Annotated in this window: 18 protein-coding genes; 6 read left to right on the forward strand and 12 right to left on the reverse strand. The window is 45.5% G+C overall.

The features are described 5' to 3' along the window. Window positions 1-25 precede the first annotated feature (25 nt). Both NST25_RS29115 and fni read right to left on the reverse strand, forming a co-directional pair. Window positions 26-496 (reverse strand): GNAT family N-acetyltransferase, encoded by a 471-nt coding sequence (locus NST25_RS29115; RefSeq protein ID WP_232061473.1) that lies wholly within the window; start codon window positions 494-496, stop codon window positions 26-28. A gap of 36 nt (window positions 497-532) precedes the next feature. Next, on the reverse strand, window positions 533-1,672 hold the full coding sequence (gene fni / locus NST25_RS29120) for a type 2 isopentenyl-diphosphate Delta-isomerase (RefSeq protein ID WP_081391782.1): 1,140 nt from the start codon (window positions 1,670-1,672) through the stop codon (window positions 533-535). A gap of 284 nt (window positions 1,673-1,956) precedes the next feature. Here fni and NST25_RS29125 point away from each other — a divergent pair, with 284 nt between their 5' ends. Beyond that, window positions 1,957-3,492 (forward strand): phospholipase D family protein, encoded by a 1,536-nt coding sequence (locus tag NST25_RS29125; protein WP_340393020.1) that lies wholly within the window; start codon window positions 1,957-1,959, stop codon window positions 3,490-3,492. 51 nt (window positions 3,493-3,543) lie between these two features. Here the strand turns inward: NST25_RS29125 and cls are convergent, their stop codons facing one another. Beyond that, the gene (gene cls, locus NST25_RS29130; protein WP_076123942.1) at window positions 3,544-5,052 is read right to left on the reverse strand and encodes a cardiolipin synthase; all 1,509 of its coding nucleotides are present in this window, start codon (window positions 5,050-5,052) and stop codon (window positions 3,544-3,546) included. 226 nt (window positions 5,053-5,278) lie between these two features. Between cls and NST25_RS29135 the strand changes: the two genes are divergently transcribed. Beyond that, a complete protein-coding gene (locus tag NST25_RS29135) occupies window positions 5,279-6,196 on the forward strand; it encodes a TetR/AcrR family transcriptional regulator (protein ID WP_076276923.1) in 918 nt (305 codons plus the stop codon). 115 nt (window positions 6,197-6,311) lie between these two features. Further along, window positions 6,312-9,494: an efflux RND transporter permease subunit gene (locus NST25_RS29140; RefSeq protein WP_340393021.1), complete on the forward strand. Its 3,183-nt coding sequence runs from the start codon at window positions 6,312-6,314 to the stop codon at window positions 9,492-9,494. 666 nt (window positions 9,495-10,160) lie between these two features. On the opposite strand, the gene NST25_RS29145 is transcribed toward NST25_RS29140, so the two are convergent. Further along, a complete protein-coding gene (locus NST25_RS29145) occupies window positions 10,161-10,853 on the reverse strand; it encodes a molecular chaperone TorD family protein (protein ID WP_076123947.1) in 693 nt (230 codons plus the stop codon). Window positions 10,854-11,269: 416 nt separating this feature from the next. Between NST25_RS29145 and moaA the strand changes: the two genes are divergently transcribed. Beyond that, window positions 11,270-12,271, forward strand: coding sequence for a GTP 3',8-cyclase MoaA (gene moaA, locus NST25_RS29150; protein WP_076192346.1), 1,002 nt, complete (start codon window positions 11,270-11,272; stop codon window positions 12,269-12,271). 263 nt (window positions 12,272-12,534) lie between these two features. On the opposite strand, the gene NST25_RS29155 is transcribed toward moaA, so the two are convergent. Genes NST25_RS29155 through NST25_RS29165 form a run of 3 tightly spaced genes read right to left on the reverse strand, consistent with a single transcriptional unit; the run spans window position 12,535 to window position 16,047 of the window. Then, complete coding sequence (locus tag NST25_RS29155; protein ID WP_340393023.1) at window positions 12,535-13,587, reverse strand: HAMP domain-containing sensor histidine kinase; 1,053 nt, start codon at window positions 13,585-13,587, stop codon at window positions 12,535-12,537. Beyond that, window positions 13,584-14,261: a response regulator transcription factor gene (locus NST25_RS29160; RefSeq protein ID WP_036681932.1), complete on the reverse strand. Its 678-nt coding sequence runs from the start codon at window positions 14,259-14,261 to the stop codon at window positions 13,584-13,586. The genes NST25_RS29155 and NST25_RS29160 overlap by 4 nt, the downstream gene beginning before the upstream one ends. Then, complete coding sequence (locus tag NST25_RS29165; protein WP_076192341.1) at window positions 14,191-16,047, reverse strand: ABC transporter ATP-binding protein; 1,857 nt, start codon at window positions 16,045-16,047, stop codon at window positions 14,191-14,193. Before NST25_RS29165 ends, NST25_RS29160 begins: the two co-directional genes overlap by 71 nt. 362 nt (window positions 16,048-16,409) lie before the next feature. Here NST25_RS29165 and NST25_RS29170 point away from each other — a divergent pair, with 362 nt between their 5' ends. Continuing rightward, window positions 16,410-17,645, forward strand: coding sequence for an MFS transporter (locus NST25_RS29170; RefSeq protein WP_305953522.1), 1,236 nt, complete (start codon window positions 16,410-16,412; stop codon window positions 17,643-17,645). A gap of 85 nt (window positions 17,646-17,730) precedes the next feature. Here NST25_RS29170 and NST25_RS29175 read toward each other — a convergent pair whose 3' ends face one another. Then, entirely contained in the window at window positions 17,731-19,437 is a 1,707-nt protein-coding gene (locus tag NST25_RS29175; RefSeq protein WP_340394478.1) for a glutamine--tRNA ligase/YqeY domain fusion protein, read from the reverse strand. 230 nt (window positions 19,438-19,667) lie between these two features. Here NST25_RS29175 and NST25_RS29180 point away from each other — a divergent pair, with 230 nt between their 5' ends. Then, window positions 19,668-20,216, forward strand: coding sequence for a GNAT family protein (locus tag NST25_RS29180; RefSeq protein WP_036681941.1), 549 nt, complete (start codon window positions 19,668-19,670; stop codon window positions 20,214-20,216). Between the two features lie 94 nt (window positions 20,217-20,310). Here NST25_RS29180 and NST25_RS29185 read toward each other — a convergent pair whose 3' ends face one another. The 4 genes from NST25_RS29185 to NST25_RS29200 all read right to left on the reverse strand — a co-directional run bounded on the left by NST25_RS29185 (window position 20,311) and on the right by NST25_RS29200 (window position 24,043). Beyond that, window positions 20,311-20,955, reverse strand: a complete 645-nt coding sequence (locus NST25_RS29185) for an MOSC domain-containing protein (RefSeq protein WP_340393025.1) — start codon at window positions 20,953-20,955, stop codon at window positions 20,311-20,313. Further along, window positions 20,936-21,466 carry a GNAT family N-acetyltransferase gene (locus tag NST25_RS29190; protein WP_339813027.1) on the reverse strand — a complete coding sequence of 177 codons (531 nt, stop codon included), beginning with the start codon at window positions 21,464-21,466 and terminating at the stop codon, window positions 20,936-20,938. The genes NST25_RS29185 and NST25_RS29190 overlap by 20 nt, the downstream gene beginning before the upstream one ends. Before the next feature lie 68 nt (window positions 21,467-21,534). After that, on the reverse strand, window positions 21,535-22,755 hold the full coding sequence (locus NST25_RS29195; RefSeq protein WP_036681946.1) for an MFS transporter: 1,221 nt from the start codon (window positions 22,753-22,755) through the stop codon (window positions 21,535-21,537). A gap of 460 nt (window positions 22,756-23,215) precedes the next feature. Next, window positions 23,216-24,043 carry a formate/nitrite transporter family protein gene (locus NST25_RS29200; RefSeq protein WP_036681949.1) on the reverse strand — a complete coding sequence of 276 codons (828 nt, stop codon included), beginning with the start codon at window positions 24,041-24,043 and terminating at the stop codon, window positions 23,216-23,218. Between the last annotated feature and the right edge of the window lie 606 nt (window positions 24,044-24,649).

Here is a 24,649-nt window from a genome sequence, read left to right on the forward strand (position 1 = left end):
CTTTCGAGGTCCTCACACTTATGGACTATAGATCTTTAGACATCGTGATGTCAGTTACGATATACCCCATTTTTTTGTATAGCTCAAATGCGCGATTGTTCTGGCCGAAGACGTGCAACCCGATTTTGGTAACATTCATCTCCCGGGCTTCTTCATCGAGTGCGATCATAGCCTGCTTGCCATAACCCTTACTCTGGAACGGTTCAAAAACATAAAAATCATAAATGAAAGCCTCGCGGCCACCACGGCCTTCACTTACGTTAAACCAGATATAACCCACCTGTTCATCACTGCTTATTTCTACTATAGAATATAGATAAGCACCATCTGTGTGCAGCCCTTTTGGCAAAGAGCGCGTTATAGCTTCCTCAGACAGCTTCATCGCGATCTCTGGATCCCAAGCACCGGCGCTGATCTTATCTTCCGCATAATCCCGGGTAGCTTGACCTAAGAAAAATTGAAAGGCCGACTCATCCATATGGATCAGTTTAATCATAATCTTACTCACTTCCTCGCTTCAATATTTACCATCCTATTTACGTATTAAACGGGAAGTTCCACGTAAAGTTGCTAAATCTGGAGCGCCAATACCAAACATTGCTATTTTTAGCTCCAGTTCTACCTGTGCTAATGCAGCATCCAGCGCCTCTTCAGAATCGACAGCCGGCCCTAACAGATTGCGGCCAAAGCCTGCCAGATCAGCTCCAAGTGCCAATGCTTTCGCTGCATCCACGCCATGTTTCAGTCCGCCGCTGCCAATCAAAGCGCCCTGCGGAGAAACTGCGCGCACCTCTGTGATACAATCAGCTGTTGGAGTGCCCCAATCTGCGAAAGCCTCCGCCGCTGCCCGCCGTATAGGATCTACACTGCGGAACTTCTCCACCTGACTCCAAGATGTCCCGCCTGCACCCGCAACATCAATAAAAGCCGCTCCTGCATCATAAAGACGTGCAGCTGCATCTCCATCAATGCCCCAGCCTACTTCTTTCACACCTACAGGGACCTCAAGTGCCCGGCATACCTTCTCTATCTGCGATAGCAAAGAGGCAAAACCAGTGTTCCCTTCCGGTTGAAAGACCTCTTGCAGGCCATTCAGATGCAGTACAAGAAAATCAGCACCTGCGATATCCACAGCCCGGCGACATTCCTCAATCCCAAAACCATAGGACAGCTGTACAGCACCAATATTGGCGATAACCGGAATATCAGGCGCTTGATCCCGCACATAAAAGGTTGCCGTAAGCTCAGAACGCTCCACTGCCGCCCGAACCGAACCTACACCCAGCGCCCAACCACGACGCTGCGCAGCTGCGGCTAACCGGGCATTAATCGCTCCTGTAGCTGCACTGCCACCTGTCATCGAGCTGATGAGCAGCGGTGTACGCAGCTTACGATCCAAAAACGTAGTCTGCAATGATATATCGTCGAAATTCAGCTCTGGCAGAGCATTATGCTGAAATCTGTAATGTTCAAACCCTGTAGTCACACCGACGCCACCTACTTCTTCATTTAGGCAAAGCCGTACATGTTCAATTTTGCGTTCGCCTGTCTTCGATGTAGGCAATAAAGATCTTTTGTCAGAAGCCTCTGCAGCCGGTAGGTCCTTGCCATGATCTGCGCCAGACTGCCTAGTCGCATCATATGGCACGGCCTCTTCTGGCGTATGATTCATGCTGCGTTCCTCCTATTTCCAAACTCGATTTATTATAACATATCCCTACAGATGAATTTACAATATGAGGTTAGCGATTACAATTCTCCGGTTTCGTAATCATTAATTTCATAAACATCGTACTAATTGCTCAAACTCATTATAGCTAGCCGAATGTTATTTCATTACTGTTAAGGATATTTGGGCTGCTTCATTTCGCTCCACTAGGTGTTAATAGGTTGGTAATACACCGGAGCATAACAATCACAAGGAAGTGCTCTGCAATAATTTCAGGAGGAACTTCCATGAATTCAGATCGTCAGCAACCCGTTCACCCCTATAAACCTAAAGAAATAAACTACTCTCCCGGTTTAACTACGAAGAAACGTTCCGGTTCACGCCGCCGTACAATGGTGTTATGGGCTGTCTTCATTCTAATTCTCTGGCTAATCGGCGTAATGACTTACCAGACCCACAAACCTTTACCCCGCGGCATTTCCTATGAAAGCCCTATATACAAAACCAATCATGTATCCTTCTGGCACGACCTGACCTATTCGGACGGTACAGCCACGGGCACTCAAGAGAGTCAGATTCTTTCGAGGATTCTACAAATTATCGAGGAGTCCAAAGAATTTTTGGTGATTGACCTCTTTCTTTTCAATGATTATACCCATAAAGATCAGTCCTTTCCTCCGGTCAGCCGAATGTTGACGGACAAGCTTATTTTACAAAAAACAACTTATCCTGAGATGGAGATCGTCTTCATTACAGATGAGGTTAATACCAATTACAACTCTGCACCCAATCATCTTCTGGAAGAATTGAAGGCTGCGGGGATTAAAGTGATTTTGACCGATGTAAATGCTCTACGCGATTCTACGCCTGCTTATTCCGCTGTCTGGCGTACCTTTATTCAATGGTTCGGACAGTCGGGCGAAGGCCGGATTCCTAATCTTATGGCCAGCGGAGGACCGGATATTACCGCACGTTCTTATTTGAAGCTACTTAATGTGAAGGCTAACCACCGTAAGGTGGTTGTTAGTGAGAATACCGCTCTAGTCTCCTCAGGAAATATCCATGATGCCAGCGCCTATCATTCCAATATCGCTCTGGAAGTACAAGGCCCAATTATTGCTGATATTCTCCAGACGGAACAAGCCGCGGCCAATCTTTCGGATGCAGGGCCACTACTCACTTATGAGCCAGACTTCACCAAAGAGAAGGATCAGCACTCTGAAGAATCTATGGAGGTCCGCTATTTAACGGAAGGAAAGGTATATAAATATGCACGGCAAGCCCTCCAATCTGCGCAGAAGGGTGACACCATTTGGATGGGTATGTTCTACCTTGCCGATGATGCCATTCTCGATGAATTGGTAGAGGCTACCGAACGAGGGGCTACGGTAAAATTGATACTGGACCCCAATCAGAACGCCTTCGGCCGTGATAAAATCGGCATTCCTAACCGTCCAGTTGCCATGAACTTGAACAAGCGCACAAACGGAGAGATCTCTATTCGCTGGTACAATACGACCAAAGAGCAATATCATCCAAAGTTGCTCTTCATTGCCAAACAGACTGGAAGTTCCATCATTCTTGGCGGTTCCACCAATTTTACGACACGCAATCTGGATGACTACAACCTGGAGAATAATCTGTGGGTATCTGTAAAACAAGATCAGCCTCTTTATATCGAGATGGAAACCTACTTCAATCGACTATGGAATAACGAGGACCATGAGTATACTCTGCCTCTTGAAGCTTATCAGGGGGAAGTAACTTGGTTCAAGTACATTCTGTTCCGGTTGCAGACCACCTTGGGTTTAACCACTTTTTAAAGCAAAAACCACCGCAGATGAGGGATAACACCCTCTGCGGTGGTTTTTGGGTTATAGTAACGGTGACATAAGCCGAGCAGCAGATTCCAGTATACGGATCACCATACGCTTATTCATAAATTCCTCATGCTCAATTAAGCTGGTAGATAATAAATCCCGTTCAAAATCAGCAACAATACGAGCAACGCTCTCCGTCTGAATCAGTAGTGCATTCACTTCAAAGTTAAGGTGGAAGCTGCGCATATCCATATTGGCCGTGCCAATGGTCGCTATTTCACCATCAACGATAAGCAGCTTCGAGTGGATAAATCCCTTTTCATATTCATAGATCTTCACGCCAGCTTCCAGCAACGCCGGAAAATAAGAGTGTGAAGCCAGAAACGGAATCCATTTATCCGGCTTAGCCGGGAATAACAATCGCACATCTAAACCAGAAACAGCAGCTACACGCAGTGCAGTTAAGATGTCCTCATCAGGAATAAAATATGGACTGGCAATCCACACCGATTTCTCGGCAGAAGTGATCATGGAGAAGAAAATGTTTTTGAGCGCACGACGTTCGTTATCCGGCCCACTAGCAATAATCTGTACGGCACCATCACCTGTCATAAAGCGAAGCTGCGGAGTGAGATAGTCTTGCTCCAGTATTTTTTCACCCGTAGTGTGCATCCAATCTTGCAGAAAAATAATTTGCATCGTCCGTACCGCTTCGCCTCTAACCAACATATGTGTGTCACGCCAAAACCCATAAGTCTTACTGCGGCTTAAATATTCATCGCCTACATTGAGACCCCCCATGAATCCGACATCGCCGTCGATCACAACAATCTTACGGTGATTCCGGTAATTCACACGACTGGAAAAAAAGGATGTTGAATTTCCGTACGAAGCCACCTGAACCCCGGCATCACTCATTTCCTTCAAAAAAGCTTTGGAAAGCTGAAAACTGCCAACGGCATCATACATAAATCTGACTGCAACACCGGCGCGAGCTTTATCGATCAGAATTTGTTTAATGCGTGTTCCAATGTGGTCCGCCCGGAAGATGTAATACTCCATATGAATGTGATGTTTAGCTTGACGGAGCTCCAACAATAACGTACCAAACGTCTCTTCACCATTAGTGAGGATACGTGTTTCTGATGCAAAGGAAATAGGAGTACGTGCTAAAGTTTTGGATAACAGCAGCAGTTTTTGGCGCGAGGGATCAAAGACTGACCAATCTTGGTGCGTACGTAAAGCGTCATTCTCAATTCTTTCGTAGGCCATAAGGTCTCTTTGTGCCTTTTTATCATATTTACGGCGTTTGAACACATTTTGCCCAAATAGAAAATAGAAGACCAGTCCCAGCACCGGGATCAACGCAAGCAATAAGATCCATGACATTGTTGTAGAAGGATTACGGTTCTCCATAAAAATAGCCAAGCTAATCGAAATGACTGTCAGAGTGGAGAAGATACTAATAATCGTTCCCGCAGTACTCCCAAAAATGCCGAAACCAAAATAATAAAATGCTATGAATGCCCCAATGATAATTATAGATTGAAGTCCTCTTCTCATACTCTACCTACCTTCTTATTCATACAAGCAACACGAAATTGACACATTTTATATATTACATGAAGAACACATTTCTTCCTAGCAAATTACTGTTTAAAGTCTATTTACGACAAAACTGTAACCCTTCTGTTCCGATATTTGTAATGCCTGGTTGTATAGAATATAATTATTCTGACCAACTAGTCAATTATAGAACCGGGTAGTCAGAAAGGAGGTTAATCCTTTAATGAATGATAAAACTGTTGATAAGCAGGAGCAGATTATTAAGATTGCTATGCAGTTATTCGCTGTAAAAGGCTCCTCGTCCACATCCATGCAAGAGATAGCTGAATTATGCGGGATTTCGAAGGGCAGTTTATATCTGGTATTTAAATCAAAAGAAGAACTGGAGCGCAGTATCTTCCTTTATTGTTATCGGATGATTCGGGATCCCTTGTTACGTGAAGAACAGGAAACCCGACGAACACCACGTGAGAAGCTTAGGAATCAGATAGAAATTCTGCTAAGTCATGTGTACGAATTACGTGAGTTCTTGCAGCGTCAAATTCAGGAGGTTGCGGGCAAAGGATTTGATACTGAAGTCCCGGACTGGCTGCGTAGAAACAACGCTTCCTTCTTAAGATGGTTCCAGGTAAAAATGGAGTTGCTCTACGGAAAAGACGTCGTTCCCTATACCGGAGATTTATGTATGATCGGACATGGTCTCATCAAATCTTATATTGCGGTTATTTTTCGTAAGGATACGCAGGTACCTATTGCCGATATGGCGGATCATCTAATGAATTTAATGGATATGATCGTGTCTGGCTTGCTTACTAGTAAACAGGCTCCACTAATCAACTCTGCTACTTTAGCAAACTGGATGGCGGAGAATGAGGAGAACAAACGAAAAAATCCATTACAGCTCATTAAAGAAATGAAGACTGCGATCAGTAAACTAGATAGTATAGCATCCGAAGAAGCAGCCGATCTGCTGGAATCGCTCAACATTCTGGAAGGTGAAGTGCTTATCCCTCACCCGCGAAAAGCAATCATTCAGGGGATGCTGTCCAACCTCCAATCCTGCTCTGAGCTCACAGCAGAATTGGAAGAGCTGAGGAAGCTAATTGCCTCAATTCCGCACAATTCATGTGTATTTCGTTAATTGACTCTAAGAAGAGTTCGGTAGAGAGAAAGTCATGGATAGTGAGTATTATGATTTTTTATAATGGCGCCCTATTTCGTAAAGAAGAGGGCCGAGAGGAGCAGAAACGAAACTTATGAAAAGCTTAATTAATTTCTCGCTCAGGAACAAATTTGCCATTTGGCTTCTGACGATAATTATTGTGTTTGCCGGTTTATATAGCGGACTGACGATGAAGCAAGAAACCTTGCCTAATATTAGTATACCCTATCTTAGCGTAACAACCATTTATCCGGGGGCCGCACCAGAAGGCGTCGTTAATGATGTCAGCAAACCGTTGGAGCAAAAGCTCCGCAATGTGGATGGTGTAAAGACGATCACCTCCACTTCTTTGGAGAATGCCTCCAGTATCCAAATTGAATTCGATTATGGAACAAATCTGGATAATGCTACAGCAGCAGTGCGCGAATCACTAAATGAAGTCTCATTGCCAGACAATGTGCAGAAGCCTTCCATTTCCCGCTTTAGTCTTAGCTCAATGCCTGTTGTCTCCCTCAGTCTTTCTAACGGGGATACCCAGGATCTTGAGGAACTGACCCGTATTGCTGAGAACGATATTCGCCCGGCCCTGGAGGATGTTGAGGGTGTCGCTTCTATCCAAATCTCTGGTCAATACGTCAAAGAAGTATCACTCAAATTCAATCAAGATAAGCTTAATCAATATGGACTGACCGAAGATACCGTTAAAGGTATCATTCAAGGCTCTTCCCTCCGTGTTCCACTCGGACTATTCGAGATGGACAAGGCTCAAAAGGCAGTTGTCGTGGATGGCAACATCACTACCGTTGAGGATCTTAAAAATGTGACCATTCCGGTAATGCCAACTGGCGCTAACGCTGCTGGTGCTGGAGCTACTGGAGCTACTGGAGCTGCCGGCGTTGATGCTGGTGCTGCTAACGGAGCTGCTGGTGCTGGTGCTGGAAATGCTGTTCCTGGCGGAGCTGCAAGTATGGGACTTCCAACCGTGAAGCTCGGAGAGCTGGCCACGATTGAGGTTGTGGGCAATTCCGAATCCATCTCCCGTACAAATGGTAAAGAATCGATCGGTATTCAGATTGTCAAAGCCAATGATGCCAACACTGTTGATGTTGTAAATGGCGTTAAAGACAAAACTGAAGAATTAAAAGCACAATATAAAGGCATTGACCTTACTGTTCTACTTGACCAAGGTAAGCCCATTGAGGACTCCGTAAATACGATGTTGTCCAAAGCGGTATTTGGTGCCTTATTCGCAGTAATTATCATTTTGGTGTTCCTGCGGAATATTCGTTCGACGATTATTTCTATCATCTCTATTCCATTATCCCTGCTGATCGCAGTGCTGTGTCTGCGGCAGATGGACATTACGCTTAATATGATGACACTGGGAGCGATGACGGTCGCGATTGGGCGGGTAGTCGATGACTCGATTGTAGTCATAGAGAACATATATCGACGGCTCTCCTTATCTGGTGAGAAACTGAAGGGTAGAGAATTAATCAGTGCGGCCACACGTGAAATGTTCGTGCCTATCATGTCCTCTACAATTGTAACCATCGCGGTGTTCTTACCACTTGCTTTGGTTAGTGGTATGGTTGGTGAGCTGTTCTTGCCTTTCGCTCTAACCATGGTCTTCGCCCTGCTCGCTTCATTAGTAGTTGCGATTACCCTAGTTCCTGCAATGGCTCACTCGTTGTTCCGTAATGGATTGAAAGGTAAAAAAACTCACAGCGAGAAACCAGACAAACTTTCTGCTGGTTATCAAAAGATTCTGAACTGGTGTCTTTCTCATAAGCTCGTTACTTTTGGAGTTGCCGTTCTTCTCCTTGCAGGCAGCTTGTTCTTAATCAAACCTATTGGTGTAAGCTTTATGCCATCCCAAGAGGATAAAACCGTAATGCTTACTTATTCACCAAAGGCTGGACAACGGATTGAGGAAGTTCAAGAGCAAGGTCTGAAAGCTGAAAAATACATTTTAGCGCAGAAGCATATAGACAAAATGCAATATTCCATTGGCGGCGGAAGCCCGATGGGTATGGGTGGATCCAGCAATTCAGGACTATTTTTCATCGTTTATGATAGTGACACTCCTGATTTTGAAGCTGTTAAAGAGAAGCTTATTGAAGGTTTGACCGCAGAAGTGCCAGATGGTGTATGGGGTGACATGTCCGCTCTGATGAGTGGAGGCATGGGTGGAAGCACTCTGACCGTGAATGTATTCGGAGATGAACTGGATCAGCTGAAGCCAGTCGCGGATGAGATTGCCTCAATCGTACAGGCTGACACCACTAATTTCAAAGACGCAGAAACAAGTCTCAAGGAAGCTTACGATCAATATACGATTGTAGCGGATCAACAGAAGCTTAGCTCCCTTGGACTTACAGCCGGACAAATTGCGATGAAGCTGAGTCCAGCAGGCACACGTCCAGTGCTCACAGAAGTAGAATTGGACGGCAAGAACTACAAAGTCTATATCGAAACAGATAAAGAAACGTACAAGAGTATTAAAGAAATGGAAGAGGCTACTTTGACTTCCCCACTAGGCATCTCCGTGCCAATCGGGCAAGTCGCTAAAATTGAAAATGGCTCCTCCCCTGACTCGATTACTCGTATGGACGGTAAAATGAAGGTAGATGTTACTGCCGAAATTATTTCGAGTGACGTGAATAGCGCTTCGAACAGCGTGAAAGAAAAAATAGACGCTATGGAATTGCCTGATGGTGTAACTGTTACCTTCGGCGGTGTAACCGAGCAGATCAATGATACGTTTGGTCAATTAGGAATTGCTATGGCGGCTGCTATTGCCATCGTATACTTCGTGCTTGTGGTTACATTTGGCGGTGGATTAGCACCATTCGCTATCCTGTTCTCACTTCCTTTCACAGTGATCGGGGTACTCGTTGCCCTTCTGATCGCTGGAGAAACCTTAAACGTGTCCTCGCTCATGGGTGCGCTGATGTTGATTGGTATCGTAGTAACGAATGCGATTGTCCTTATCGACCGCGTTATTCATAAGGAAAAAGAAGGACTCACTACGCGTCAAGCCTTGCTTGAAGCAGGTGGCACACGTTTACGTCCAATCCTGATGACTGCACTTGCAACGATCGGTGCATTGCTGCCATTGGTTACTGGACTTGAAAACAGTGCAGGAATTATCTCCAAGGGCCTCGGCGTGACCGTAATCGGTGGTTTGGTCAGTTCCACGCTTCTGACACTTGTAGTAGTGCCAGTCGTGTATGAATTCCTGATGAAATTCCGCAGCAAAAAGGTAATTGATTAGAACTATGATGTGAACAAGTAAATAGGCTCACACGAGAGGCTGTCTCCAAAGTAGTGAATTCTACTTATGAGGCAGCTTCTTTTTTTAGTAAAAGGCTGCACAGCGGATTCTTGCTTTAGCCAATAGACTGTGTGCTGTGCCAATGTTCAACGCCATTAGGTTGGGTGGTGAGTAGGGAGAGTTGAGCGGTGAAAAATAAGTGATGAGTGATAGCTGATGTACTGTGGGTGCTGTATGATATGCGATATGCAGTGGGCTATGAACGGTGGACGAAGTACCGTGGGCGATGTGCGGAGTGGATCTTAAACTAATTAGGGCAAAAATCCCTGAAAAAAGCCAATATTCGCTCTAAATGAACGAAATTAGGGAATTCCTCCCTGATAATAAGGGGGATTTCTTTAATTACCGCCGAATCAGCTATATTTTAGGGAGGTTTTCCCTAATTATTAGTCTAATGACCAGAAACTCTAGAATTTCAGGGAGAAATTGCCCAATTATTCTATCGGCGCTTGAGTTAGGCAACAATAAGGCGCTTCGGTTGGTACTTCAATTACTACTTCAGTTGGTGCTTCATTTAATCATCATTTAGTGCTTCACACAACGCTTCTTTTCCACTTGACCAGCACGCAAAAGCCCGACCTATCAATTAGGCCGGGCTTTCTAATATTAAATGCTTGTAGCTGCACTGCTCTCCAGTGAAGCTCTCCAGGAACGAAGCATTTGCAGATCAAGTGGCAGAAATTCCTCAAGCATATGTGAGAGGCCTAGATATAGCGGACTATCCGTTGCTGCATTCAGTTTCTGACAGAACTGCGGTGTCCATTGCAGTAGATGCTTTTCCAAAAAGGACTCCTGAATATCAAGCAGCTCCATAGCACTTCTTATTGAAAAGCTATTGTAAAGCATACGCTCATGCATGACTGCCATAAATTCGAGCTCAATAGCAATATGATCATCGGCTTCACCATTACACTTATTGAATACAATTCCAGCGGAGGTGTACACATCCGCAAGCACGTTACAGAAATCCTCCGAGCGTCCTAAAATCGCTGCTTCGCGCAATTTAAAAGAACTAACGGACTGTTCTTGCATAAGCCGTTTATATTCTTTGCTCTCTTTCTCGCATATCATTGGCAGCTTGTTCGGTTCCTGACTCAAATAGCGCTTCAGCTCCCGACCGCCTTCCGTCATCTCAGCCGCTACACTCATCTGGCGATTGCGGCTCCATTGAGCCACTAGAGAGAGTGATGGTTTTCTACCCAAAAAATCCACTAAAAGCTGATATATTAATCCCCGACTTTCCAACCAACGGCTAAAAGCCTCCGGAACGGTGAGCGATGGAACAGTATGTGTACTCATTTTGCAAATCCTCCTCAATGGTTTCCCGGTCACTCTCCGTCACATTACCGACGTGCGGTTTCCGGTATCCTATCTGTTTTCGCAAAAGTGAACGTTAAAACTAATCCGCACCTAGATTATATCGGATATTAAAAGCGCTTTCCGTGAGCATTCTATGTCTAAAAACTTTATTTGTCGTACTTTTGTCACACTTTCCGTTGTTCAATATGCGTTATCTTCTTATCTAGTTTGTCCAGTTTTATGTAATGAAACCCTGTCGTCCAGAACTTTGCTCATTGACGTGAATCCAAGCGATCTTTAAAATTCTAAACAAGTATAAACAACTTTGCGTTCTGTCCTATTAGGGACGTTATGCGTGTATACGAGAAAGTATAAGAGCAATTTATCAGCCAGATTTAAAGGAAGGGAGCAACGCCATGGAGCCGCTGACGGACCCTTTTGGACGTTTACACGATTACATCCGCATTTCGGTTACCGACCGCTGCAACCTGCGTTGCATCTATTGTATGCCAGCGGAAGGGATGCAATTCCAACCGCAGGACGAGATTCTGAGTTACGAGGAAATTACCGCAGTCGTTAAGTCGCTAGCCCCTCTTGGATTACGTAAAGTACGACTAACTGGTGGAGAACCTCTTGTCCGCAAAGATCTGGAAAAGCTTGTTGCTATGATATCTGCGATCCCAGGTATAGAAGATATTTCGCTGACTACAAATGGTTTAATGCTTCCAGCCAAAGCAGCACAGCTAAAAGAAGCCGGTCTGTCACGGGTAAACATCAGCCTAGACTCCTTACGGCAGGATCGATTTTCTATGATTACTCGTGGCGGCGAAGTCGCCAAGGTATTAAAGGGGATCGAGGCCGCACAAGCCGCCGGACTTCAACCGATAAAGCTTAACGTTGTATTGATGAAAGGAATTAATGACGACGAAATCAAAGACTTCATCTCCCTTACGCTGGAGAGTCCTCTAAATGTACGCTTTATAGAATACATGCCGATTGGCAGTGCTACTGATGCTTGGCGCCAAACTTATCTGCCTCTGGAAAGGGTTGTAGAAGCTTGTACTGAGGCTGGTTGGGAAACGGAAGCGGCAGAAATGCCCTCCGGGAATGGCCCTTCCCAGAATCGGCGGGTTGTCGGAGCCCTTGGTACATTCGGCCTGATTCATCCGGTGAGCGAGCACTTCTGCGATAATTGCAACCGCCTGAGACTTACCGCAGATGGGCACATCAAAGCTTGCCTGTATTGGGCAGATGAATACAATGTCCGTCCTTTAATAAGCGATCCTGCTGCTGTGCAGGCCTTATTCCGGAAAGCGCTGGGCAACAAACCCCATAACCATGAAATGGCCTTAGCTCTGGAGAAAAAAGCACAGAGCCACACGCCGACAGCTCGGCGCATGTCTCAAATTGGTGGATAAACGTCCATCCCGGTATTATAGTTCCTCTTTTAATTGCATAAATACAAAAAACGCCGCTTTCCCACTGAACGATCTGGGAAAGCGGCGTTGTGCTTAAAGCTTAGCGATGAGCTATTCAATCACTATTAGAGAGATAGAGCTTCGAGCAGCTTAGAAATAGTCGCCGCCGCCTCGGCTCTTGTAGCCTTTTTCTCAGGACGGAAGGTATTGTCTTCGAATCCACCCAGAATACCGGCTTCAGCTGTTTTTCACATACAGCAAGTTTATTTCATTCGTACTGGCAAGCTCACCTTGAACGCTGTCCCTTCCCCCGGGCGACTATTTGCAGTTACCTTACCTTCATGCAGCTCAACGATTTTTTTAACCAATGACAGACCTAGTCCACTACCGCCACCACTTGCGGTTCTAGCTTTATCTGCCTTATAGAAACGCTCGAAAATCCGAGGCAGATCTTCCTCCGAGATGCCAATCCCGCTATCTTGAATCTCCACCTCTACCTGCTCATCCACCATGCGAAGGCTAATATGGATGCAACCGTTCTGCGGAGTAAACTTGATACTGTTATGCAGCAGATTAGTCCAAACCTGACTCATTAAATCTTTTACAGCAGATACATTCACTTCTTCCAGTTCAGCCTCTACCTCTATTTTTTTCTCCAACCACTGTGGTTCAGAAGCCAGAATCGTATCTCTAAGCTGCTTATCCAGGCGGTAAATCTGATTTTCAAACGGAAAATTGCCCGATTCAAGCGCGGACAGCTTCAATAAATTATCACTGAGCCCAGATACGCGGGTACTCTCAGCCACTATAATATTAAGGTAGTGCCTCCTGCTCTTCACACTCAGAGTTTCATCCTGCAGCGCAAGAGCAAACCCCCGAATAGAGGTTAGCGGAGATTGAATTTCATGCGATACATTAGAGATAAAATCCTGACGCATGGTCTCCATCTGGCTCAGTTCGCTGGCCATTACGTTGATACTCTCTACAATCTCACCGAAATCACCGTAGTCCTTTGTATTATCAAGTACCACATTGAAATCACCCTTAGCAATCCGCCCTAAACCTTCGATAATTGATTTATAAAAAACACGTTCCCAGCCCCGGAATAACTTGGAGGTTACCAATGCCATCAAAAACAAAATCACAATTCCGACCATCACGCCGATTAACTGGGTCAAATACTCCGAAGAGGGGCGTCCAACCCTGCCATATATCCAGTTCATCAAGAAATAAGCTGCACTCCAGCTAATCCCAACACCACCGAAGTAAATAAAAGTCATCCCAATCCGCTTAAGAAGCTCCTTAAACCGGTTCATGCCTCTGCCTCCAGCCGATAGCCTAATCCGCGGATGGTACGAATAACAAACCCGTATTTATCAGGAGCGAACCGTTCGCGCAAACGGTTGATATGCACATCGAGCGTCCGCTCATTCCCTTCAAAATCATAACCCCATATCTCTTCGATTAGCCTGTCTCTAGTCAATGTCTGCCCCGGATAGCTGCCCAGCTTAAATAACAGCTCAAATTCCTTAAGCGGCAAAGTGACTTCTCCATACTCTGAGGATACCTCGTAGGTTTTACGATTCATTCGCAGCCGGCCAATCCCCACACTTTGTGCAGCAGAGATTTGGTAGCGTTTGAGCAGCGCCTTTACTCGCGCAATAAGCACCACTGGCTCAAAGGGTTTGACGAGATAGTCATCACTTCCCAGCTCAAAGCCCTTCACAATTTGTGAGGTCTCTCCCTTAGCCGTCAGCATCAATATCGGAAAATCATAGGTTTGGCGCATCTTCCGGCACAGCTCCCAGCCATCCAAATTGGGCATCATCACATCAATAATGGCTAAGTCTATGTTATGGCTCTCCAGAATCTGAAGAGCCTCCAGTCCATCAGAAGCTCCATAGATGTCATCCATCCCCTCAGCTCTCAGAAATACTTCTACCAATTCGCGGATGTGCGGATCGTCGTCCGCTACTAGTATTTTTGTCATGTATCACTGGAGCCTCCTCTTTATTGTCTTGAATCTCAAGGTTATTCATCTGCAGCTGCTGGGTGGCAAATTCACGATATAGCTCATGGTTTTCCAGCAGTTCTTCATGTCTTCCCATCCCGGTAATCTGGCCCTTTTCCATAAAAATAATCTGCTCAGCATTTACAACAGTAGCCAAACGGTGCGCAATTACAATCGTAGTCCGGCCCTTCATCAAATTGGACAGTGCCTTCTGCACTACGGCCTCTGATTGGCTATCCAGACTGGAGGTCGCCTCATCAAGCATAAGAATCTTTGGATTCCGCAGCAGCGCTCTAGCAATAGCAATCCGTTGCCGCTGTCCACCCGAGAGCTTCACACCTCTCTCACCGACATCCGTATTATATCCTTCAGGAAGCTCATCGATAAAGCCATCTGCATAAGCCATTGCTGCTGCTGCGCGCATCTCCTCCATGCTAACGTCTCGATCCAATCCATAGGTTAAATTCTCAGCAATCGTACCTGCCAACAATGGGCTTTCCTGTGAGACGTACCCGATCAGTTTCCGCCATGAGCGTAATGAGAAGGTTGACACTGGTTTATCGCCTAGCTTAACCATACCTTTCTGAGGCTCATAGAATCGTTCGAGCAGTGAAAATAATGTAGTCTTGCCTCCCCCGCTCGGTCCAACAATAGCCGTCACCTGACCCGGAAGCATCCGGAAGCTTACATCGGTTAGCACATTCTCACCATTTTTATATCCAAAGCTTAGATCTTCTACCGAGATAGGACCCTCTGCACCGTTCGCCTCTTCCTGGCCCTCATATACCTCCTCTTCTGCTGCCAGGGTTTCAATAATGCGCTCTGATGCCCCTTTAGCTTTCTGAATCTGTGTAAAGAACGTGGTCAATTGAGTAAGCGGCATAATAATCTGAATAAGATACAGGATAAAGGCTACCAGCTCTCCAGCTGTCAAAGCCCCGGAAGATACCTGCATTCCGCCATAACCGATAATGACCACAAGTAACATCATAAAGACAAAAGAGACCAGTGGGCTGATCATAGCGCTGATTTTGCCTTCACGAATACCAAAGGAGAGCAGGTTCATAATTCCGGTTTTGCCTGCTTCGTACTCTTTTTTCTCTGCACCCGAGGATTTCACCAGACGGATCTCTGACAATACACCACTAAGTGTGGCGGTAAAAGAAGCTGTTTCGTCCTGCATGCCTTTGGAGATTTTGTACATCTGCCGTCCAAGTGGCACCAAAATCAACGCAGATAGTGGAAGAACGGTGAACAGAACAAGGGTCATCTTCCAGTTTAAAAATAACAGCACAGCAATGGAGCCCACAATGGAAATCACTCCGGTAAATAAGCTGGCCAGATGTTCAGAGATCAGCGTTTTGATGATCCCTGTATCATTCGTCATCCGGCTGACGCTTTCTCCTGTCCGATTATCATTGTAATAAGCTACTGGCAACACTAAAAATTTACGCCATAACCGGTCACGAAGACCTGCAACCATCTTCTGGCCTACATAATTCAGCAGATAGATAGAGATTCCCCCGGCGATCGTCTGCGCGATAAAAGCACCCGCTATGCCTGCAATTTGCAGCTTGCTGACAGAAGCCAAAGAAAAGCCATCCACCAGATTTTTGGTAAACATTGGGATCACCAGACTAACCAATGTCGAGATCATGCTTAGTGCAATGGCTATTGCCAATAAGCCGTATGAAGGCTTGGTTTCTTTTAATAATGTGAGGAATGGCTTCAGCGCCGTTTTCCCCTTAGCTTCGGATTTTTTCATGCAAAAACTCCCCTTTTCTTGGTGAATCTGCGAGAAGAATGTATCTTCTCTGTTTCGCTTAACCCCATCCTAGCCCTGAATTGTAAACTGAAGTTAAACCCATTGATTCTCTTTTATACAAACGTAGATAAGATAATCCTCAGGCATATTCCTAATAAGGAGGAGCGAACTCTTAACATTTCTACCACCTGCAAACTTGTTATATGCGTTTTTTGTCACTTAGCGGATCAAATTTAAATAAACGTTAAAAAAATGTAAAAAAGTAAAAAAGGAAGTTTGTATCCCTTTTCAACACGTGTTACAGTGATAGAAGGGCCTAATATTGGTCAGTATATCCATGCAAGACATCTAGTGGGAAAGGAGTGACGCATTTGCGGAAAGGCGTTAACTATCCATCTTCTTTCACGTCTTTAAAATGGTTCAATTTTTTTGTATACGGAACCATGGTCCTCTTCTCCAGCTTCTTTCAACTATACCTGCTGGATGTAGGGATGAACAAATTAGAGATCGGTGCCGTATTTTCTATGGGTGCGCTAGTATCCATCTTTGCAAATCCATTCTGGGCAATCTGGACTGACCGATACCAGAATATCCGGAGAATCGTTTTGCTTATGTTAATCGGAACGTTAGTGTTATCCCAGCTTATGTTTCGGGCAAATACATATGAGATGATCTACATCTCCATTCTTTTGTTCTATTTCTTCCAAGGACCGTTATTTGCTCAGAGCAATACGATGATTCTCAGCTATATTGACGGAACTAACTATCGCTTCCGTTCTTTTCGGCTTTGGGGTTCATTGGGGTGGGCACTAATTGCAATTGCCGCCGGATTGGTCCTTGATTGGGCTGGTGTATCTATCTTGTCCTATCTGTTTGCAGGCTTACTATGTGCATCAATGTTATCCATTCTTGCATTACCGAAACTTAACCATACCATTGGCATGGCTCCTATGCCGTATAGAGGCTTCAGCAAACTAATTTATAATCCCTTTTTCTTGTGTTTCATATTGTTTGGTATCCTAGTTTCCATACCGAACACCATGAACACTACATTCATGTCTTTGTATATTACGGACCTAGGCGGCTCCAAGGGAATGATTGGTCTCGCAGTATTCCTCTCCTCTATTTTGGAAGTGGGTGTATTTGTTCTCTGCGACCGATTCCTTAAACGTAAAATATCTGTTCTGCTCGGCTGGCTTGCGCTGGTTAGCGCTTTATTCGTACTACGATGGTGGTTCATGGCGGACGCGACTACAGCCCTCCAAGTAGTGCTCATTCAAATTTTACACTGCATAACATTTGGGGGTTTCTTCTATGTAGGCACTCAACTGACCATGCTTCTTATTCCAAGACCTTACCGTGCTTCAGGACAAGCGCTCTACACACTGACTTGGAGCGGTATAGCCGGTATTGTTGGAGGAGTTCTCGGCGGGTGGATGTATCAAAATCTAGGGGCACAGAGCATGTATCAAGCGGGTGTCTTCTTGACACTGTTTGGAACGCTAGGCTTTACTTTCATGTGGCTCTTTGTAAACCGTGGAGGCTACCGGCCCCCTACAGAGGATGAGGAAGAACTCTCTCACATCGAAATATTATAAGCGAAAATATAAAAAACAGGCACAAACGTACCTAAACGGGACGTTTGTGCCTGTTTTATTATAAAGAACCTGAACGAATCAAGTGTTAGCCTTGTTTTGGAGGCTGAAATGAACTCTTCAGTGAAACGATAAGATTGAATACGAGATGCCCAGGCGCCGAATATTTGCTATCTACATTAAAATAGCCATGACGGAAGAACTGGAATTTATCCTGAGCCACACTGTCCTTAAGCGCGGGTTCCACAAAACCTTGTAAGATTTCAATGGATTTAGGATTAAGCTGATTCAAGAAGCTAGGCTCCGCTTTCTCTACCGTGGAATCCAGACCTTCAACTTCTGCAGCTTCATCTACTTCTTCAGCAGAAATCAGTGGCTCGTATAAACGGAATTCTGCAGGCACAGCTTGACTAGCTTCTACCCAGTGCAGAGTACCTTTTACCTTACGGCCTGTAAATCCACTGCCACTCTTTGTTTCCGGATCATACGTACAATGCAGTTCAACAACCTCGCCATTCTCATCTTTAATGACTTCATTACATTTGATGAAATAAGCATGCTTCAGACGTACTTCATTGCCGGGGAACAAGCGGAAATATTTATTGGGCGGATTCTCCATAAAGTCGTCGCGCTCAACATAAATCTCACGAGAGAACGGAATTTGGCGTACACCCATTTCTTCATTCTCTGTATTATTCTCCGCTTCAAGCCATTCTGTTTGGCCTTCCGGATAATTGGTGATAACAACCTTAAGCGGACGAAGTATAGCCATGGTGCGAGGCACAGTTAACTTAAGGTCTTCCCGGATAAAGTGCTCCAGCATTTGCAGGTCCACTAGACCCTGACTCTTGGAGATCCCTGCTTCGTACACGAATTTACGAATCGCTTCCGGCGTATATCCTCTGCGGCGCAGGCCGGAGATCGTTGGCATCCGCGGATCGTCCCAGCCATCCACATGTTTTTCGTCTACCAGCAGCTTCAGCTTACGTTTACTAGTCATGGTTTGAGCGAGATTCAGACGGCCGAATTCATATTGATGCGGAACAGAAGGCATCTCACATTCCGCTACGACCCAATCATAAAATGGGCGTTGATCTTCAAACTCAAGCGAACAAAGGGAGTGAGTTACACCTTCAATGGCGTCCTCAAGTGGATGAGCGAACGTGTACATCGGGTAGATGCACCATTTATCCCCTGTATTATGGTGATGCGCATGAGTAATCCGATAGATGACAGGATCACGCAGATTAATATTTGGTGAAGCCATATCGATCTTGGCACGAAGAACCTTCTCACCATCTTTGAATTCCCCTGCCCGCATACGGCGGAACAGATCCAAATTCTCTTCGATGCTGCGCTCACGATGTGGGCTGTTCTGTCCTGGCTCCGTCAGCGTTCCCCGCAATTGGCGAATTTCATCCGCGCTGAGGTCATCTACATAAGCTTTACCTTTAGTAATTAATAATTCGGCACGTTTGTACATTTCCTCAAAATAATCCGATGCAAAACGCAGCTCTTCCCATTCATAGCCCAGCCACTTTACATCTTCCTGAATGGAGTTCACATATTCCGTATCTTCTTTGGCAGGATTCGTGTCGTCAAATCTTAGGTTAGTCTTGCCACCGAACTCGTCCGCCAGTGTAAAGTTAATCCAAATCGCCTTGGCATGTCCGATATGTAAGTAACCGTTCGGCTCCGGCGGAAAGCGTGTGACAACTTCTTTTACTTTACCCGTACGGAGGTCTTCGGTAATGACATTTTTAATAAAATTGGAGGGGGTAGTACGGTTCTCCACAGCTATCAACCTTTCGTTCTGTAGTGTTACACTACTTCTTGTATAAACATGTTTCCTACTAATATACCCGTTAACTGTAGATTGTTCAATAAAAGGGGGCACATGGCCTGGATCAATTTTTAGCATCTTTAGACCTTTTGACTTCTCTGCGGGCGATAGAGTAGCATGATAATCATAAGAAAAAATCCATAATCATACATAAGGCCTTGTGCCGAAAAGGAGGCAACCGCTTGTTTAATTATGTCATCGACGAAGAGCTTATCTTAAAGCCACTCATGCCTGAGCATGCTAGGCACATATTCGCGTTAGTAGAGCGCTCGCGGGAACGACTTAGGCAATGGCTTCCTTGGGTTGATGCCGTTACGGAACAGGATCACACCCTTAATTTCATTAAAAATGCTATAAAACAAGGCACTGACAATGGCGCCTTCACTGCTGGACTTTGGGTCCGCGGCGAGCTCGCTGGCGTCATTGGGTATCACCAGATTGACTGGCATAACCGTTCGGTAGGGATTGGCTATTGGCTTGGTGATGGCTATGAAGGCAAAGGTTATATGACCAGTGCCTGCCGAGTTCTAGTAGACTACGCACTGCTGGAAATGGAGCTGCAGCGGGTAGAAATTCGCTGCGCGACCGCCAACGTAACTAGCCGGGCAATTCCTGAACGGCTTGGTTTTGTGCTCGAAGGTGTGATCAGACAGGCAGAAAAGCTGCCCGATGGCTACGTGAATCACGCCGTATATGGTTTATTACGTAGTGAGTGGCAGCTGCTCGGCTAAGTTACTTAAGCAAAGCAAAGTTGAACAAACACGCAAGCAGAAATAAACCTGGCTGGCATACGCCCCCAGGTTTATTTTATTGAGCAGACCAAGATTAGATCTCTGGCATACCCAGCTGTTTTCGAAACTTGTTCCGTACTACGGCTGAGAGGGCTTCCAGCTCCACAAGCTCTGCCAGAGCAGCTTCCTCTTGCAGCCCAACCTGCATTAAATGCAGTACATGCGCCACGGAAGCATTGCTGTCTCCGTTTTCTTTTTTGACAATTGCATCGCCGGTTGAAATCATTCCTTCACGAAGTACACGCAAGTAAAATCCGCTATACCTTGTATCCAGAACTTGAGCCGGAAGATCTGCGGGTCCATGCTTTTGTGAGATTTTGAAGCAAGGATATCTTGGCTGGCTAACCTGAAGCAGAGTGGTGCCTATTTCATATACATCGCCAATACACACCTCTGTCTCCAGCAGACCCGTTGTGGTGATATTTTCTCCGAAAGCCGAGTACTCCAGTTTCTTTCCCAGCTGCTGTTCCCAATAAGGATAGTGCTCAATGGGATAGGCGCACACCGCCTTGTCAGGACCTCCATGATGTATAAGATCTGCCTGACCATCTCCAACAAATCCATTGGTATGAAGCTGAACCGATCCTTCTACAGGCGTTTTATAAATTCCGGTCTCCAAAGGTTTTCCCCGATAATCCACCGTCACCGGCCGACCGACATTAAGCGAGACGATCTCCATATCCAGTTCCTCCTGTCAGCATACAGCTCATAAATATCTCATCCACATAACGGCCGCCAAGATAAAACTCCTCCCGCAGACGTCCCTCTTCCACAAAACCGCATTTCCGGTAAAAAGAAATCGCTGATTCATTACAGGATAATACACGCAGGCGAAGCTTACGAATAGCATGCACCGCAGCATGTTCCTTAATGGCTTCCATGAGCTGCCGGCCGATGCCTAAACGTTGATAGTTCGGATGAACAGCAATATTAACCTCGCACACATGCCGGTTGCTCTCCATTCTACTAGGGCAGCCAAACCCGACATATCCGCATAGCTTGTCATCTTGTAGCGCTACGAGCTGAGAGCCCGGAGGAGCATTCAGCAAGAAATCCTCTTGTGAGCGCCACAACATAGGTCCCGGGCTAGTGTCCTCTGTCCAAATCAGATGGTCCAGATCAATCAGTTCTCGCACGTCTTTAATCTCTGAGGGTCTAATAGTTAACCTTGCCTTGTTGATTTGTTTCATAAGATGTACACCCCTTGCCTTGCACCTCTATAGAATTCACAGCAGATGTTGGAATCGACTGTGTATAGTTATCTTACGGACCGCTCTAACGAATGGCCTTTACGATTGACTAAAGAATGGATGACGAAAAATCCTACAGACAGCAGCGCCATCGCACAGGCCAGCCAGGCTGTCGGTGCCAAACCACCGCTATCATACAGTCTGCCCATGAAGTAAGGGCCAATGACTCTCCCGACTGCACCAATCCCTCCGCTTAGTCCCAAATAAAATGGTGCGCTGCGCCCCGCATGATCCGAGATAAAGGATGGCATCGCTGGAGAAATCAGCATTTCTCCCAGTGTAGCAAGCACCATTCCGAGCACTAAGCCAGGATAATTAGGCATCCACAAAAGAAACGCATAGCCACCCAAATAAAACAGGGCACTTGCAGTCATTTGCGCCGTTGAGGTAGACGCGAACCAGCGCTTAATCATTGTTACCAATGGCTGAGCTGCAAAAATCAAAATACCGTTCAGTGTCCAGAGAAAACCATAAGTTTTCTTAGGCCAGCCCTCTGAAATAATGAACGGAGATACCCCTGTATTCCAGATAGAGTTACCGAGAAGCAGGAACAAAGAACCGATCCCCATATAAAGATAAATACGAGTATGCCCCATTAGCTTCCACGTGGATTGTTTCTCTGGTTCATTCTTCTGATGTCCCATTACCTCATGCGCAGGTTCTCCACCGATTTTCTTCAGATATATAAAAAAGAAACCCGCAAATACCGCCGAAGTTACACCATTCATTACAAAGCTTAGCATATAGGAAATATCGGCCAAAAAACCACTTAATGCCGTCCCCAGTGCTACACCAATATTATTGGCGACATAAATAACATTAAACAGCTCACCACGCTGCTTCGTGAAACGAAAGCCGATAAATGCCTGAATGGCAGGTAATGATAAGGAATTAAATAATCCTACCAGTCCCATTGCTACCATAAATAACGTCCAGTTGTTACTAGCTGCCGGCAAGGTGAACAGTGCCAAAGCATTCATGGCGAGCGCTCCGACAATCAGCCGGTTAACGCCTACCTTATGATAGAGTGAGCCCCCGAGTAGTTGACCCACGATCCCACCAACCGATTGAATAAGAATCACCAGTCCAGCATCTGACATGCTGCGTCCAAGCTCATCAAATACATACATCGTAACGAGCGGCCACATCAGCGCACTACCTGTTGCGTTAATTAGGCTGGCAATTAGAAATATCTTCACTTCTTTTGGATATGCCTGTAAAAACTTCATAAGTAGTGTACATCCCCTGTTATATATGTGTCATTAATTCATCCAGTATCATCCCAAAACAGGGCTATGAGCAAGCATACACATTGACGTTTTATCGTGATAAAGTACGCATGAAATCTAGAGGATAAGACGCACATATCGCATGAAATATCCCGTCTCCCTTGGGGTTCACGTCCGCAGTCCTCCCTAGTTCTAATATCTATTCTTATTTTAAAGCCGTGGCTGTCGTCCGTAAAGCAAACTAAACAAGAAGAAACTGATTCGCTTTTAGAAAGACGGGGTAATAGAGCCTAGAAACACTCCCCCTTCAAAATTCGCCGTGATCCGATTTCGTTCCCCCGAGCGCGGATATATCACGGCGGATTTTTTTGTGTCTACATAACAAAAAGCACCCCTAAAACATTAACGCCACCAATAAGGCAGACCTTGAATGTTCTATGGAGTGCTCTATAAGACGAGCTTAAGCGTGTTTTTTGACACTGCTGCCGGACATGCTATCTACGGATTGAATAGCCGTAGGTGCTTTACGCAAGTATGCCATCCAATAGGCAGCTGCGACAAATATTGCTCCACCCGTTAGATTGCCGAGCCAGACGGGAACAAAGTTAGTGAAGTATTGCCCCCATGAATAATAACCTTCAAAAATAGCTGCTGGAATTAGGAACATGTTAGCTACAACGTGCTGGAATCCGATCGCAACAAAGGCCATCGTTGGAAACCAAATACCAAGGATTTTGCCGCTGAAGTTATCTGCTCCATAGGAGAGCCATACGGCCAGCGCAACGAGCCAGTTACAGCCGATACCCGAAACAAATGCCGGAAAGAATTCTGCATCGATTTTATGACCAGCCATATCCACCAATTTTTCTAAATACACACCCTCTGAAGTTAAACCCACCACATGACCGAAGAAATAAGCTACAAATAATGCCCCTGCCAGATTACTAATCGTAATGAGCAAAAGATTCTTCACAACTTCCCAGAAAGAAATCTTCTTAGCCATAAAAGCGAGCGGCACGGCCATCATATTCCCTGTCAGCAGTTCTCCACCTGCAAGGAGTACCATGATCAGCCCAACGGGGAAGACTGCGGCTCCGATAAAGTTAGCAATGGAACCCCATTCCTGTGGTGCGCCAGCAATGACGCGAATATCTAATAAAAACCCGAGCGCAATAAACGCTCCTCCCAAAAAGCCCAGAATAAGTACGGTACTTAGCGGATTATGAGCTTTTTTTATGCCGTTCTCTACAGTTACTTCGGCAATTTGCTGCGGTTTGCTATAAGCCATGGTTCCTATCCCCTTCATCTATTTACTTCAAATTTGTTCCTTTATGACCATTGTAGCGTGTCGTAAAATACATTAACGTGATAATTATCACTTTGAGAAAACTAAGTGAAAGTTTTCACTGACATGTCAAATTTACTGCGACCTGAGCACAAATAGAAGTTTGTGTATGACCGGCTAAGCCAGCATATCTTGTTTCGTTGGATTACATTTGAGCGTACGCAGCAGCTATCGGACACAGTTGTCCTTATATGCAGCTAGATCTCACAGTAGCTATACCTCACTGTAGTCATACCTCACTATAGTCATACTTCACTATCGGCATTCTATCGGACTCGGATGACTCTAATCGTAGCTTTTGAGCATATTTGGCCCACACCCGGACATCGGACTCAGTTGACCTTATACGTAGCTTTTGAGCACATTTGGCTCGCTATCGGACCCCATAGTCGCTATTGGCACCAAAAACACACTAGTTGTACCTCATTCTATGTAATAGCTGCACTGGAGTCCGAAATCACACTCAAAAGGCGATTATTTGCTAAATAGCGGCTTCTGAGTCCGAAAAATTCTGCAGAGGGCGATGATTCAGCACGATCGGACTCAGTT

The organism is Paenibacillus sp. FSL E2-0190 (assembly GCF_037992965.1).
Classification (GTDB): Bacteria; Bacillota; Bacilli; order Paenibacillales; family Paenibacillaceae; genus Paenibacillus_AQ; species Paenibacillus_AQ odorifer.

Bases quoted from the DNA above. Each gene is read 5' to 3' on its own strand.
- NST25_RS29125 (WP_340393020.1), top strand. From the start codon at position 1,957: ATGAATTCAGATCGTCAGCAACCCGTTCACCCCTATAAACCTAAAGAA.
- NST25_RS29200 (WP_036681949.1), bottom strand. From the start codon at position 24,043: ATGGCTTATAGCAAACCGCAGCAAATTGCCGAAGTAACTGTAGAGAAC.
- NST25_RS29165 (WP_076192341.1), bottom strand. From the start codon at position 16,047: ATGAAAAAATCCGAAGCTAAGGGGAAAACGGCGCTGAAGCCATTCCTC.
- NST25_RS29145 (WP_076123947.1), bottom strand. From the start codon at position 10,853: ATGAGTACACATACTGTTCCATCGCTCACCGTTCCGGAGGCTTTTAGC.
- cls (WP_076123942.1), bottom strand. From the start codon at position 5,052: ATGAGAAGAGGACTTCAATCTATAATTATCATTGGGGCATTCATAGCA.
- NST25_RS29185 (WP_340393025.1), bottom strand. From the start codon at position 20,955: ATGGAGATCGTCTCGCTTAATGTCGGTCGGCCGGTGACGGTGGATTAT.
- NST25_RS29115 (WP_232061473.1), bottom strand. From the start codon at position 496: ATGATTAAACTGATCCATATGGATGAGTCGGCCTTTCAATTTTTCTTA.
- NST25_RS29135 (WP_076276923.1), top strand. From the start codon at position 5,279: ATGAATGATAAAACTGTTGATAAGCAGGAGCAGATTATTAAGATTGCT.
- NST25_RS29195 (WP_036681946.1), bottom strand. From the start codon at position 22,755: ATGAAGTTTTTACAGGCATATCCAAAAGAAGTGAAGATATTTCTAATT.
- NST25_RS29160 (WP_036681932.1), bottom strand. From the start codon at position 14,261: ATGACAAAAATACTAGTAGCGGACGACGATCCGCACATCCGCGAATTG.
- NST25_RS29155 (WP_340393023.1), bottom strand. From the start codon at position 13,587: ATGAACCGGTTTAAGGAGCTTCTTAAGCGGATTGGGATGACTTTTATT.
- fni (WP_081391782.1), bottom strand. From the start codon at position 1,672: ATGAATCATACGCCAGAAGAGGCCGTGCCATATGATGCGACTAGGCAG.
- moaA (WP_076192346.1), top strand. From the start codon at position 11,270: ATGGAGCCGCTGACGGACCCTTTTGGACGTTTACACGATTACATCCGC.
- NST25_RS29140 (WP_340393021.1), top strand. From the start codon at position 6,312: ATGAAAAGCTTAATTAATTTCTCGCTCAGGAACAAATTTGCCATTTGG.
- NST25_RS29190 (WP_339813027.1), bottom strand. From the start codon at position 21,466: ATGAAACAAATCAACAAGGCAAGGTTAACTATTAGACCCTCAGAGATT.